This window comes from Methylobacterium sp. A49B, from assembly GCF_053346215.1.
Genome location: NZ_JBKFBO010000008.1, coordinates 187,459 through 200,989 on the forward strand (window position 1 = coordinate 187,459; position 13,531 = coordinate 200,989).

The 13,531-nt window shown below is 68.9% G+C and carries 13 protein-coding genes; 10 read left to right on the forward strand and 3 right to left on the reverse strand.

The window, feature by feature from the left end:
* Window positions 1–88 precede the first annotated feature (88 nt).
* The gene (locus ACLBX9_RS01325) at window positions 89–1,336 is read left to right on the forward strand and encodes a deoxyguanosinetriphosphate triphosphohydrolase (RefSeq protein WP_010682577.1); all 1,248 of its coding nucleotides are present in this window, start codon (window positions 89–91) and stop codon (window positions 1,334–1,336) included.
* Between the two features lie 66 nt (window positions 1,337–1,402).
* Here the strand turns inward: ACLBX9_RS01325 and ACLBX9_RS01330 are convergent, their stop codons facing one another.
* Window positions 1,403–1,819 (reverse strand): hypothetical protein, encoded by a 417-nt coding sequence (locus ACLBX9_RS01330; RefSeq protein WP_447717633.1) that lies wholly within the window; start codon window positions 1,817–1,819, stop codon window positions 1,403–1,405.
* Window positions 1,820–2,072: 253 nt separating this feature from the next.
* Here ACLBX9_RS01330 and argS point away from each other — a divergent pair, with 253 nt between their 5' ends.
* The 6 genes from argS to tatC all read left to right on the forward strand — a co-directional run bounded on the left by argS (window position 2,073) and on the right by tatC (window position 8,423).
* Window positions 2,073–3,824, forward strand: coding sequence for an arginine--tRNA ligase (gene argS / locus ACLBX9_RS01335; protein ID WP_447717634.1), 1,752 nt, complete (start codon window positions 2,073–2,075; stop codon window positions 3,822–3,824).
* Between the two features lie 49 nt (window positions 3,825–3,873).
* Window positions 3,874–5,250 carry an SPOR domain-containing protein gene (locus tag ACLBX9_RS01340; protein ID WP_447717635.1) on the forward strand — a complete coding sequence of 459 codons (1,377 nt, stop codon included), beginning with the start codon at window positions 3,874–3,876 and terminating at the stop codon, window positions 5,248–5,250.
* Between the two features lie 265 nt (window positions 5,251–5,515).
* Window positions 5,516–6,520, forward strand: a complete 1,005-nt coding sequence (nagZ, locus tag ACLBX9_RS01345) for a beta-N-acetylhexosaminidase (RefSeq protein ID WP_447717636.1) — start codon at window positions 5,516–5,518, stop codon at window positions 6,518–6,520.
* A 146-nt stretch (window positions 6,521–6,666) separates the two neighbouring features.
* Entirely contained in the window at window positions 6,667–6,939 is a 273-nt protein-coding gene (locus ACLBX9_RS01350; protein WP_010682572.1) for a twin-arginine translocase TatA/TatE family subunit, read from the forward strand.
* 114 nt (window positions 6,940–7,053) lie between these two features.
* Window positions 7,054–7,626, forward strand: coding sequence for a Sec-independent protein translocase protein TatB (gene tatB / locus ACLBX9_RS01355; RefSeq protein WP_447717637.1), 573 nt, complete (start codon window positions 7,054–7,056; stop codon window positions 7,624–7,626).
* Window positions 7,623–8,423 carry a twin-arginine translocase subunit TatC gene (tatC, locus tag ACLBX9_RS01360; protein WP_447717638.1) on the forward strand — a complete coding sequence of 267 codons (801 nt, stop codon included), beginning with the start codon at window positions 7,623–7,625 and terminating at the stop codon, window positions 8,421–8,423. Before tatB ends, tatC begins: the two co-directional genes overlap by 4 nt.
* Here tatC and ACLBX9_RS01365 read toward each other — a convergent pair whose 3' ends face one another.
* Together ACLBX9_RS01365 and tyrS are read right to left on the reverse strand one after the other, a co-directional pair.
* On the reverse strand, window positions 8,424–9,110 hold the full coding sequence (locus ACLBX9_RS01365; protein ID WP_447717639.1) for a response regulator: 687 nt from the start codon (window positions 9,108–9,110) through the stop codon (window positions 8,424–8,426).
* Between the two features lie 34 nt (window positions 9,111–9,144).
* Window positions 9,145–10,416: a tyrosine--tRNA ligase gene (gene tyrS, locus ACLBX9_RS01370; protein ID WP_447717640.1), complete on the reverse strand. Its 1,272-nt coding sequence runs from the start codon at window positions 10,414–10,416 to the stop codon at window positions 9,145–9,147.
* 124 nt (window positions 10,417–10,540) lie between these two features.
* Here tyrS and ACLBX9_RS01375 point away from each other — a divergent pair, with 124 nt between their 5' ends.
* The 3 genes from ACLBX9_RS01375 (at window position 10,541) to aroC (ending at window position 13,498) form a co-directional block, all read left to right on the forward strand.
* Entirely contained in the window at window positions 10,541–11,674 is a 1,134-nt protein-coding gene (locus ACLBX9_RS01375; RefSeq protein ID WP_447717641.1) for an anhydro-N-acetylmuramic acid kinase, read from the forward strand.
* Window positions 11,671–12,285, forward strand: a complete 615-nt coding sequence (locus ACLBX9_RS01380) for a DUF3578 domain-containing protein (protein WP_447717642.1) — start codon at window positions 11,671–11,673, stop codon at window positions 12,283–12,285. Before ACLBX9_RS01375 ends, ACLBX9_RS01380 begins: the two co-directional genes overlap by 4 nt.
* Window positions 12,286–12,397: 112 nt before the next feature.
* Window positions 12,398–13,498, forward strand: coding sequence for a chorismate synthase (aroC, locus tag ACLBX9_RS01385; protein WP_447717643.1), 1,101 nt, complete (start codon window positions 12,398–12,400; stop codon window positions 13,496–13,498).
* Window positions 13,499–13,531: the final 33 nt, after the last annotated feature.

Below are 13,531 nucleotides of genomic sequence, written 5' to 3' on the forward strand. Positions count from 1 at the left end.
CCACAAGATATGGGGCGCGAGCCCGCGCTGCAACGCGCCGGGCGAGGAGGACTCATGTACGGGGTGCAGGCGATGACGGTCGGACCTCGTGCGGCCTAACGGCGAGCGCTGGCGCGCACCCTACGCCACGGATCCGGGCCGCACTCGCGGGCGGCTGATCGCCGAGGCGGGCTCGCCGACGCGCAGCGACTTCCAGCGCGACCGGGACCGCATCATCCACTCGACGGCGTTCCGGAGGCTGAAGCACAAGACCCAGGTCTTCGTGCATCACGAGGGCGATCACTACCGCACCCGCCTCACCCACACCCTCGAAGTCAGTCAGATCGGCCGGGCGCTGGCCCGGGCTCTGGGCCTCGATGAGGATCTCGCCGAGGCGCTGGCCCTCAGCCACGACCTCGGACACACCTGCTTCGGCCATACCGGCGAGGACGCGCTGGACGCCTGCATGGCGGGCCACGGCGGCTTCGACCACAACGCGCAGGCCCTGCGGATCGTGACACGTCTGGAGCGGCGTTACGCCGGCTTCGACGGATTGAATCTCGCCTGGGAGACCTTGGAAGGGCTGGTCAAGCACAACGGACCGCTGCTGACGTCCGGCGGGCAGCCGACGCCGCGCTACGCCGCCCGCGGCATCCCGGCCGCGATCCTCGAGTACGACGCGCTCAACCCGCTGGACCTCTGGAGCCAAGCCGGCCCCGAAGCTCAGGCGGCCTCTCTCGCCGACGACATCGCGTACGCCGCGCACGACCTGGACGATGGCCTTCGGGCCGGCCTGTTCGACATCCCCGAGTTGCGCGCCGTGCCGTTTTTGGCCGAACTCCTGGACGAGATCGACCGGCTCCACCCGGGCCTCGAAGCGTCCCGCGTGGTTCACGAGCTGGCGCGGCGTGTGATCACGCGCTTCGTCGAGGACGTCATTCGCGAGGGCAGCCGCCGGATCGCGGCTCTCGATCCTGCGAACGTCGAGGACATTCGCCACGCGGAGGCGCCGGTCATCGCATTCTCGCCGGCCATCGCGGCCGCCGACGCGGAGATCATGGGCTTCCTGTGGAAGCGGATGTACCGGCATCCGGGCGTGGTGGCCGTGCGCAAGAAGGCCGAGTCGATCGTCAACGACCTGTTCGCCGCCTTCACCGCCGACCCGACGCGGATGCCGGAGGAGTGGAGCGCCGGCCTCGACGACGCCTCGCAGGCACGATTGGCCCGCAGGGTCGCCGACTATATCGCCGGCATGACCGACACCTACGCGGTCCTGGCGCACCGCAAGCTGTACGCGGCGACGCCGGACCTGCACTGGGAGCTGCCCAGCCGCGGCCTGCCGCTTACGGAGCCGTAAGCACGGAGGTGCCGTCTGCCCGTAGCCCCTCGCCGCACATGTCGGATCGGCGAGGGGACGCGGCGATCAGCAGCCGCAGCCGTAGGTGTAGCCACCGTAGTAGGCGGGATAGCCGTATCCGTAGGAGCCGTATGCCGCCGGGTAGCCGTAGCCATACCCGTAGCCGCCGTAGCCACCATACCCATAGCCGCCGTAGCCGTATCCGCCGTAGAGGCTGCTCGCCGCCAGGCCGAGGCCCAGCCCGATCCCCGCTCCCGCGAGTCCATAGCCGAAGCCCCGCCCGTAGCCGTAACGGTAGCCGAAACCGCGGCCGTAATATCCGCCCCGATAGCCGAAGCCGCCGCCACGGAAACCGCCGTGGAAGCCGCCGCCGTGGAAGCCGCCGCCGTGGAACCCGCCGCCGCGGAAGCCGCGGGCCTCCGCGGTCGGAGCCGCGATCATCAGGGCACAGAGCGCCGTGCCGGCCATCGTCAAAGCTCTCATCGGTCTCCTCCACGATCGGGAATGCCGCGATCTTGGGCGAGGACATCGTCTTGACCGTCGGGAGGCAAGGCGCGCTCTGCCGAATCGGTATTCGCCGCCCTGGATGACGGGGCGCGCGCGATCCGCCCAGTCCGGAGACGAAGCCGTCCCACCGGCGTCGTGACACCCCTTCGGCGCCTTGCTAGACGGCCCGGGCGGGCGCAGGTCGGACAGGCCAGGCGACGAGACCCCCGCGCGAGCGAGACCGAGACCGATGAACATCTTCGCCCTGTTCGAGGCGCGTGTGCGCGAGGCCGTGGAGGCCCTGACGCGCGCCGGCCAGTTGCCCGGGGGCCTCGACCTCGGCCGCGTCGTCGTCGAGCCGCCGCGCGACCCCTCGCACGGCGACCTCGCCACCAACGCGGCCCTCGTTCTCGCCAAGGAGGCGCGGACGAACCCGAAGGCCCTCGGCGAGGCCCTGGCGGCGGAGCTGGGCACCGATCCGCGCATCGCCGAGGCGCGTGTCGCAGGACCCGGCTTCATCAACCTCCGGCTCGACCCGAAGATTCTCCACGACGTGCTGCGCAGCGCTCTCGCCGAACCCGAGGCGTTCGGACGCGCGCGCCTTTCCGGCGGACCGATCAACGTCGAGTATGTCTCGGCCAATCCGACCGGTCCCATGCATGTGGGCCACGGCCGCGGGGCCGTGTTCGGCGACGCCCTGTGCAACCTGCTGGTCGCGGCGGGGCGGCAGGTGACGCGCGAGTACTACATCAACGATGCGGGCGTTCAGGTCGACGTGCTCGCCCGCTCCGCCTTCCAGCGATACCGCGAGGCTTTGGGCGAGCCCTTTGCCATCGCCGAAGGGCTCTATCCGGGGGATTACCTCAAGCCCGTCGGTGGCCGGCTGGCGGAGACGCACGGACGGGCGCTTCTCGACAGGTCCGAGGCGGAGTGGCTGCCGGTGGTCCGCGAGACTGCCCTCGCCATGATGATGGACATGATCCGTGCCGACCTGGCCGCGATCGGGATCCGGCACGACGTGTTCTTCTCTGAGCGGACGCTGCAGGACAGCGGGGCCGTGAAGACGCTGCTCGAAGAACTGCGCCAGCGGGGGCTCGTCTACGAGGGCCGCCTGCCGCCGCCCAAGGGGCAGCTCCCCGAAGATTGGGAGGATCGCGAGCAGACGCTGTTCCGCACCCGGGAGTTCGGCGACGATAGCGATCGGCCGCTTTTGAAGTCTGACGGGTCCTACACGTATTTCGCCTCCGACATCGCGTATCACCGGGCGAAGTACCTGGCGGGCGCCACCGAGCTGATCGACGTCCTCGGTGCCGACCACGGCGGCTACGTGAAGCGCATGCAGGCGGCCGTGAAGGCTGTGAGCGACGGCAAGGCGACGCTCGACGTCAAGCTCTGCCAGCTGGTGCGGCTGTTGCGCGCAGGCGAGCCGGTGAAGATGTCGAAACGGTCCGGCGAGTTCGTGACCTTGCGCGACGTGATCGACGAGGTCGGGCGCGACGCGATCCGCTTCATGATGCTGTATCGCAAGAACGACGCGACCCTGGATTTCGACCTCGCCAAAGTGGTCGAGCAGTCGAAGGACAACCCGGTCTTCTACGTCCAGTACGCGCACGCCCGGGTGCGTTCGGTGCAGCGGCAGGCGCGCGAGGCATTTCCCGATACGGATCTGTCCCCCGCGGCCCTCCTGCGCGAGGCCGATCTCGGGCTCCTGACGGATGCGGGAGAGATCGAGATGATGCGCCTCATCGCCCAGTATCCGCGGGTTCTCGAATCAGCCGCCGTGGCACACGAACCGCATCGGATCGCCTTCCATCTGTACGAGCTGGCCTCGGCGCTTCATAGTTTCTGGAACAAGGGCAAAGACTTGCCGCAATTACGGTTTGTTAATGCAACCGATCGAAAGTCGACGTGGGCCCGGCTGGCGCTCGTCGAAGCTCTTCGGAGCACGCTCGCCGCTGGCCTCGCGGTGCTCGGTGTGACCGCGCCGGACGAGATGCGATAGGGCCCGTATGCATCGGGCTGGTGTCCGGCGCTGATGTGAGGATGCAGGCATGACGAACGCTTCGCGCGCTCAGGTCGATCTCGACGCCCTCGCGCGCGATCTGCGTCCGGAAGGATCCCGCGCGCCGCAATCCGGATCCAAGGCCGATCCCCTGGCGGAACTCGCCCGCATCGTCGGCCAGGACGACCCGTTCCGCGCCCTTCTGGCGGCCCGCGACGAGATGCGCGCCGCCTCCGAAGCGTCCCCTCAGGCCGGCTGGTCGGGGCGTGTCGAGCCGAGCTTCGCCCAAGAGGCCGTCAAGCCGACCCCGGCCGACGCCTTCGATCAGTACCTCGCTTCGGTGGAGCGCGACACGCATCAGGAAAGCGTGGCCTATGGCGGTGAGCCCGCGGCGGAGCCGGCTCCGCCGGCAGGCGACTACGAAGCCGACCGGCCGCTTCGGCGCGTCGATCCGCGCCGCCGGCTCGTCTCGGTCGGGGCGGGCATCGCCGTGGTGGCCGTCGCGGTCACAGGCGCGCTGACCTACAAAGGGCTCAGCGGTTCGAGCCACGGCGGCGTGCCCGTGGTGCAGGCCGATTCCACACCGCTCAAGGTGGCCCCGAAGGTCGCCGACGGCGTCGAGATCCCGGACCAGAACCGGCAGATCTACGACCCGAAGGGCAAGAAGGACGGTCAGATCAAGATCGTCAACCGCGAGGAGCAGCCCCTCGACGTGGCCGAGGCCGCGCGCGCCGCCCAGGGTCCGTCGCCCGCCGGCAGCGCGCAGGGCGGCACGACCCCGGGCAATGGGCCCTTCGAGGCGTTCGGCGAGCCCCGCCGGGTACGCACCGTGGCCGTGAAGCCCGATGCTCCGCCCCCGGCGCCGGCCCGCGAGGCCCAGGCGGATGCGGGACCTGCGCCGATCCCCACCATGGTGCTGCCGGGCGATGAGCCGGCCCAGCCGGCGCCGTCTAGGGCGCCGACCCGGCAGGCTGCGGCGGGTCTGGCGACGGCAACGCCCGCTTCGGTCGCGCCGCCGCCGGCGTCGGCCCAGACTGAGCCGCCCGCACCGAAGCCCGTCGCGGTGAAGCCCCCGCCGAAGGCGGCGCAGCGGGTCGCGACCGTGGCTCCGGCCTCGGCGGCCGCGCCCGACACCACGTCGAGCACCGCGACCTCCGACGACGCGGCCGTCCATTCCGGCCCGGTGAGTGGCTTCTCGGTGCAGCTCGGCGTGCGCAACTCCGCCGCCGAGGCCAAGGCCGCCTTCCGGCAGATGCAAAGCAAGTTCGCGCAGCTGGCCGGAAAGCCCGAGCTGATCCGGCAGGCGGACGTGAACGGCAAGACCATCTTCCGCGTCCGCGTCGGGCCACTCGACAAGGCCGAGGCGTCCAGCCTGTGCAGCGCCCTGCAGGGTGCCGGCGGGCAGTGCTTCGTGGCCAAGAACTGAGGCGCTTCGCGCTCTGAATCGAGCGCGGCGGCCGAGTCCCACTGCGGGCTTGTGCCCCGCGCGGGGCAGGGCCGGGATGCGCCTCCGACAGGAGGCGCGTCTCTCGAGCAACAGGAATCGACCGTCGGACCGGTCACGATGCCGGAATCGCGCTTTCGTCTTGTCGCGTCCGCGTTCCCGCCCGACTCTACCGTCACCGATTCGGTCCGCCCGGCATATTCGCTTCCACTCTGTGCCGCTCCCGACGAGTTTCCGAGACGTGCCGATGACATCCCGTGCCCTGATCCTCGGCTGCGCCGGCAAGTCGCTCTCCGCCGAGGAAGCGGCTTTCTTCCGCGACGTGCGGCCCTGGGGTTTCATCCTCTTCAAGCGCAACATCGGGACGCCCGCGGAGGTGCGGGCCCTGACCGACGCGCTTCGTGCGTGCGTCGGCTCCGACAAGGCGCCGATCCTGATCGATCAGGAGGGCGGCCGGGTGCAGCGCATGGGTCCGCCGCACTGGCCGGCCTATCCGGCCGGTGGCCGCTACGGTCGCCTGAACGGCAGCGCCGCCACGATCGCCCGACTCGGTGCACGCCTCATGGCGCACGATCTCGCGGAGGTCGGCATCAATGTCGATTGTGCCCCAGTCCTCGACGTCCCCGCACCCGGCTCGCACGACATCATCGGTGACAGAGCTTACGGGACCAACCCGGCGGCCGTCGCGGAGATCGGCCGAGCCATCGCAGAGGGCCTCATGGCTGGCGGCGTCCTGCCGGTGATGAAGCACATCCCAGGGCACGGCCGCGCCGCCTGCGACAGCCACCACGGCCTGCCTGTCGTCGATGTCCCACGTGACGCCCTCGCGGCTCAGGATTTTGGCCCGTTCCGCGCGCTGGCCGATCTGCCGATGGCGATGAGCGCCCATGTTGTTTTCACGGAGCTCGACCCCGACCGACCCGCGACCCAGTCGGCCACCGTCATCCAGGACGTGATCCGGACGGCGATCGGGTTCGACGGGCTGCTGATGACCGACGACCTGTCGATGCACGCGCTCACCGGCACGTTTCGCGAGCGGACGCAGCGGGCCTTCGCGGCCGGCATCGACGTCGGCCTCCACTGCAACGGCTCGATGGAGGAGATGCGGGGCGTCGCGGAGGCCGCTCCCGCTCTGGAGGGCCGTTCCGCTGAGCGGGCCGCGGCAGCGCTGGGTCGCCTCGATCCCGCCGGTGAGACGCTGGACGTTCCGGAGGCCCGGGCGCGCTTCGCGGCCGCTCTCGCGGCCGCCTGATCGACCGTTCAATCCGCGGCCTTCCACCGCCCCCGGCGTCGCCTCTGCTTGTGTTCGAGCGGCACGATCCCTAGGTTCGCCCGGAATTCCTCAACCGGACGTGGCGTCACGCTCTCGCTTCCCGGGGGCGCACGCAGGAGGTTGCCATGGGCAGCATGAGTATCTGGCACTGGGTCGTCGTCGCGGTCATCGTGATGCTGCTCTTCGGACGCGGCAAGGTTTCGGACCTGATGGGCGACGTGGCCAAGGGCATCAAGGCGTTCAAGAAGGGTATGGCCGAGGACGAGACCCCGCAGGCCAGCCAGACCGTGGCTCCGCCCAGCGAGCCCGTGCGCACGATCCCGCACGCCACCGAGACCAGCCCGGGCACGGCTATCCCGGCCAGCCATCTCCCTGGCGGCGAGCGCAAGCCGGTCTGACAGCGGACGGGTCTAATCCCGGGCTCGGGGACTGTCAGGGGACGCGTGCTCGTGTAGAGCCTGACGGGGTCCGAGCGGGGGTTCGGACCGAAAGGCAGCAGGACCGTCGACGACATGCTGGACATGAGTTGGGGCGAGGTGATGCTGATCGGCGGCGTCGCCCTCATCGTCATCGGGCCGAAGGATCTGCCGAAGGCGCTCCGCACCGTCGGCCAGATCACGTCGAAGCTGCGCCGCATGGCCGGCGAGTTCCAGATGCAATTCAATGAGGCGATCCGCGAGGCAGAGCTCGACGAGGTGCGGCGCGAGGTCGACGGGATTCGCAATACCGTCCGGACGGCGGGCTCGACCTTCAATCCCGTTCAGACGATCCGCGACGAGCTAAAGGGGGCGGTGGAGGGGCGGACCAAGATCGGGCCCGAAAAGCTCGGTCCCGAGATGCCCGCGCCGGAGGCTCGGTCCCTCGCCGACGCGACTGCGCAGCTGAAGGCTGAACAGGAGGCCGCGGCACCTGTGCAGGCGACGGAACAACCGGCCGCCGAGCCGGCACATCCGATACCCCAGGCGGCACCCGAGGTGCCGCTGCCGGTTCCCGGATCCGTTGATGATCCTTTCGGGCCGCCGCCCGAACCCTCCGCGACGCACCAGCTCCCCGAGGACCCGAAGAACGGCGCCGCTGTCCGATGATCACCGAGGCAGACGAGGCCGAGATCGAGGCCTCCCGAGCGCCGTTGCTCGAGCATTTGATCGAGCTGCGCGCGCGGTTGATCAAATCGCTCATCGCGTTCGTGGTGATGTTCTTCGCGTGCTTCTTCTTCTCGCGCGATATCTACAATATTCTCGTTTATCCCTACACGTCGGTGGTTGGCACCCAGAACGCCGAGCTGATTGCGACCCACTTCCTTGAGCAAGTCTTCACCAACATCAAGCTCAGCGTCTTCGGAGCGGCCTTCCTCGCCTTTCCGGTGATCGCCACGCAGATCTACGCCTTCGTGGCGCCAGGTCTCTACCGCAACGAGCGGAGGGCGTTTCTGCCCTACCTCGTGGCGACGCCGATCTTCTTCGTGCTCGGCGCGCTGGTGGTGTTCTTCCTGGCGATGCCGCTGTTAATCAAGTTCTCGGTTTCACTCCAGCAGGTGGGCGTGGCCGGAGAGCCGACGATCAAGCTTCTGCCCAAGGTCGACGAGTATCTCTCGCTGATCATGACGCTGATCTTCGCCTTCGGCATCGCGTTCCAGCTCCCGGTGATCCTGACGCTGCTGGGTCAGGTCGGAATCATCGATGCGAAGTTTCTGCGGGAGAAGCGGCGCTACGCGATCGTGCTGGTCTTCGTCGCCGCCGCCGTGCTCACGCCGCCCGACGTGATCTCACAGCTCTCCCTGGCCCTGCCGATGCTGCTCCTCTACGAGGCCTCGGTGTTTTCGGTGGCGCGGGTCGAGAAGCTGCGCGCGGCGCGGCGGGTCGAGGACGGGCTGGATCCGTGATCAGTCCGGTGCGCGGAGACGGTAGCCCACGCCGGTCTCGGTGAGCAGGTAGCGCGGACGCTCCGGGTCCGGCTCCAGCTTCTGGCGAAGCTGTCGCATGTAGACGCGCAGGTATTGCGGATCCGATGAAGACGGCGCGTGGCGCATGAGCTGCGCGTGCGTCAGCACCTTTCCGGCATGCTGAACCAGCACCCGCAGGAAATCGTACTCCCGCGGCGACAGCTTCACCTCCCGCTCGCCTACCCGCACGACGCGGCGGACGAGATCGACCGACAGGTCATCGATCCGGAACACCGGACGCTCGCCCTGCATCGCCAGCCGGTGTCGAAGGGCAGCGCGGATGCGGGCGAGCAGTTCATTCATGCCGAACGGTTTGGTGACGTAATCGTCGGCCCCGAGATCCAGGGCCTCGACCTTGCCGCGCTCGTCGTCCCGGCTGGAGAGGACCACCACCGGCAGGTTCGGCCAGCCCTCGCGGATCTGGGCGAGCAGGGCATGGCCCGGCATGTCGGGCAGGCCAAGGTCGAGGATCACGAGGTCGACCCCACCGGCCCCGAGGGCGGCCAGGGCCGCCGACCCGTCGGCCGCCTCGACGACGCCGTAGGCCTGTGTGCCGAGGCCGGTCCGCAGCAGTCGGCGGATCGGCGGCTCGTCGTCGATGACCAGAATGCGGGCAGCGGCGCTCACGCGGCAATCCCTCGGTCAGCTCCGGTGCGATCGATCATTCCGTCCGCAGCAGGACGTGCCGCTTCTTGCCGAAGGACAGCTTGATCACGCCGTCCTGCGTGAGATCACTCGTGCCGAGCAGCGCCTTCTCGTCCGCGACCGGGACGTCGTTGACCCGCAGGCCGCCGCCCTTGATCTGCCGGCGCGCCTCGCTCGTCGAGGGCACGAGCTTGGCAATCTCCGGACCGAAAGCCGTGAGGACACCGAGCCCGGCTTCCAACGTCGCCAGCGGGACGGTCACACTCGGCAGGTCTGCGGCGAGTGTCCCCTCCACGAAGGTTTTGCGCGCGGTCTCTGCGGCCGCCTCAGCAGCCTCGCGGCCGTGCATCAGAGCTGTGGCTTCGGTCGCCAATACCGTTTTGGCGGCGTTGATCTCGGACCCCGCGAGAGCCGAGAGCCGCGCGACTTCCTCGATGGGCAGCAGCGTGAACAGCTTCAGGAAGCGGGCGACATCCGCATCCTCGGTGTTCCGCCAGAACTGCCAGTAATCGTAGGGCTTCAGCATGTCTGGGTTGAGCCAGACGGCCCCTGCGGCCGTCTTACCCATCTTGGCCCCCGACGACGTGGTCAGGAGCGGGCAGGTCAGGGCGTAGAGCTGTGGCGTGCCCATGCGCCGGCCCAGATCGATGCCGTTGACGATGTTTCCCCACTGGTCGGACCCGCCCATCTGCATCACGCAGCCGTAGCGGCGATTCAGCTCCACGAAGTCGTAGGATTGGAGGATCATGTAGTTGAATTCCAGGAACGAGAGTTCCTGGTCGCGCTCCAAGCGCAGGCGCACGCTGTCCATCGACAGCATGCGGTTTACGGAGAAATGGCGACCCACGTCGCGCAGCATCTCGATGTAGTTGAGCTTGGTCAGCCACTCGGCGTTGTCGACCATCACGGCATCGCCGGCACCCGCGCCGAAGCGCAGGAACCGGTCGAAGGTCTTGCGGATCTCGGCCTTGTTGGCGTCGATCTGCTCGACGGTAAGGATCTTGCGGGTCTCGTCGCGGCCGGACGGGTCGCCGACGCGGGTGGTGCCCCCGCCCATCAGGGCGATCGGCTTGCCGCCGGTGGCCTGCAGCCAGTGCAGCATCATGATCGACAGCAAATGCCCGACGTGGAGCGAGGGGGCCGTGCAGTCGTAGCCGACGTAGGTGGTCAGACGGCCCTCCACGGCCGCCGTATCGATCCCCGCGAGGTCGGAGGTCTGGTGAATATAGCCGCGCTCGGTCAGGATCCGCAGGAAGTCGGATTTCGGCGCAAAGCTCTCGGCAGTCATGATTACGATCTCGGGCCGCTTGCGTCGCGCGACAGGCCAAGGCCTCGCGTGCTAGCTCGCGCTGGGTTCAGGATACGGCGGGCTCTTAGCAGGGCGTTGGCCGAAAGGCACGGGGCAGGGCGGCATGGCGATGATGCGCGCGATCGGGTTGATGAGCGGCACCTCGCTGGACGGCGTCGACATCGCCCTGATCGAGACCGACGGCGAACATGTCCACGTGGTCAAGGGCCACAACAACTTCCTGGAGCCGCTCGGCCCCACCGGCTATCGCGGCTATGCGGATGACGAGAAGGCGCTGCTGCGCGCCGCCACCAAGGATGCCGAGGCGGTCCAGCACCCGGCCGACAGGCCTGGGCGGCTGCCCGAGGCGGAGGCGTTCGTCACGCAGGCGCACGCGCAGGCTGTGGAGCGCTTTCTCGAGGAGAACGGCCTCGCCGCGGATGCGATCGACGTGATCGGCTTCCACGGTCAGACCGTGATCCACCGGCCCGACCAGCGCATCTCGATCCAGATCGGTGACGGTCAGGCCCTCGCGACCCGGCTCGGCATACCGGTAGTGTCCGATCTGCGTCGGGCGGACATCGAAGCAGGCGGGCAGGGCGCGCCGCTCGTGCCGGTGTTCCACAAGGCGCTGGCCGAGGCGTCCGGCTTCGACGGACCCTTCGGAATCCTGAACATCGGTGGCGTTGCCAACGCGACACTGATCGATTCCAAAGGCGGCGTCATCGCCTTCGATACGGGACCCGGCAACGCCCTGATTGACGAGTGGATGCAGGAGCGGGAGGGCAAGAACCTCGACGATGGCGGCCGCACCGCCGCCCGCGGCCGACCGGACGAACAGCTCCTCGCTTGGTTGCTGACGCACCCCTTCTTCTTTCGGAGGCCGCCGAAGTCGCTGGATCGGAACTGGTTCTCGCACAAGCTCGCGGGACAGCTCTCGACCGAAGACGGCGCGGCGACCCTCACCGCGTTCACGGCGCGGGCGGTGGCACGGGCGCTCGATCACGCCCCCGAGATCCCGACCCGCTGGATCGTAGCCGGGGGCGGCGCGCGCAACGGCGAGTTGGTTCGGCTGCTGAACTATCATCTCCGTGCCGAGATCACGACCGCCGACGCGATCGGCTGGTCCTCCGCCTATCTGGAGGCGCAAGCTTTCGCTTTCCTCGCCGTGCGCTCGCTCCAGGGGCTGCCGATCACCTTTCCCTCGACCACCGGCGTTCGCGAGTCGATGACCGGCGGCATCCTCGCCCGACCTTGAGCCTCGGCTACGCCCTGCGCCGCATCATCGAGGAATACCCACTGGCCCGGCTCGACCCGCCGGCGGGGCACCCGCTCGCGGCGGTCATTCGGAAATCTGCGCCGGACGAGCTTCGGGCCGCCCTCGTCGGCATTGACGGGCCGTTCCTCGTCAAGGGCAGCCCGGGGCGCGGCAGCAAGTGGGCGGCCGTGCCATGGCTCGCAGTCTTCGACCCGGCCGTTACGACCAGCGCCACGAGGGGCTACTACTTGGTCTACCTCTTTCCGTCGCATCGCGAGGAGGTCCACCTGTCGCTGGCGCAGGGCACCATCGCGGCGCTCCGGAACCATGGCCCGGCGGCCGGCCACCATCTGCGCACGAGCGGCGCATCGCTCCGGGAACGGTTGGCCGACTTCGTCGGCGCGCTGCCGAACACGACGATCTCCCTCGGCACCGCAGGCGAATTGCCGGAAGGCTATGAAGCCGCGCACATCCTCGGACGAACCTACGACCTCGCCGACCTCGGCAACGAGCGCTGGCTCCTTCGAGACCTCGCCATCGCAGTGGCGGCCTACCGGGCGCTGAAGGCACGGGGCGGCCTCGATCTTCCAGGTAACGGTCTTCGCGCGTAGAATTTGACGGTCGCTGCGCCCGGTCTTGGCCAGCGGTCGACCCCAGAAGCCCGGCCCTTCTGTGAGGTCCGCGTTTGTGCCCCCGGCGCTCCCGCGCTAAGGCAGCCGCGCCATGTCGCACAACACGTTCGGCCACCTGTTCCGCGTCACGACCTTCGGCGAGAGCCACGGGGTCGCGCTCGGCTGCGTGGTCGACGGATGTCCGCCCGGACTCGCCCTCGAGGCCGAGGAGATCCAGGCCGAACTCGACCGCCGTAAACCCGGCCAGTCGCGCTTCACGACGCAGCGCCGGGAGCCGGATCAGGTTCGGATCCTGTCCGGCGTATTCTCGGACGATCGCACCGGCGGGCGCCAGCTCACTACGGGCACGCCGATCGCGCTGATGATCGAGAACACCGATCAGCGCTCGAAGGATTATTCCGAGATCCGCGACAGCTACCGACCCGGGCACGCCGACTACACGTACGACGCGAAGTACGGGATCCGCGACTATCGCGGCGGTGGCCGCTCTTCCGCCCGCGAGACCGCCGCGCGTGTCGCGGCCGGGGCAGTGGCGCGCAAGGTCCTGCCGGGCGTGACCATTCGGGCGGCCCTCGTGCAGATGGGACCCCACGCGATCGACCGGTCGCGGTGGGACTGGGCGGCGGTTGGCAACAATCCTTTCTTTTGTCCCGACGCCGAGACGGCGGCCTTCTACGAGACCTATCTCGACGAGATCCGGAAGGATGGCTCCTCGGTGGGCGCGGTCATCGAGGTGGTGGCCGAGGGCGTGCCGCCCGGCCTCGGCGCCCCGGTCTACGGCAAACTCGACGCCGATCTCGCCGCCGCGATGATGTCGATCAACGCCGTTAAGGGCGTCGAAATCGGGGACGGCTTCGCGGCGGCCGCCCTGCGCGGCGAGGACAATGCCGACGAGATGCGCGCCGGCAACGGCGGCCGGCCGCGCTTCCTCGCCAACCACGCCGGCGGGATCCTCGGCGGGATCTCCAATGGCGAGCCGGTCGTGGTCCGCTTCGCCGTGAAGCCCACCTCCTCGATATTGACACCGCGCCGCTCGGTGACCCGCGACGGTGACGAGGTCGACCTCGTCACCAAGGGCCGCCACGATCCCTGCGTCGGAATCCGCGCCGTTCCGGTGGCCGAAGCCATGATGGCCTGCGTGCTCGCCGATCACTATCTGCGTCACCGCGGGCAGGTCGGGCAACAGCCCTGATCCCGGCCCCGGTCTTAACCGTTTCGAGATTGC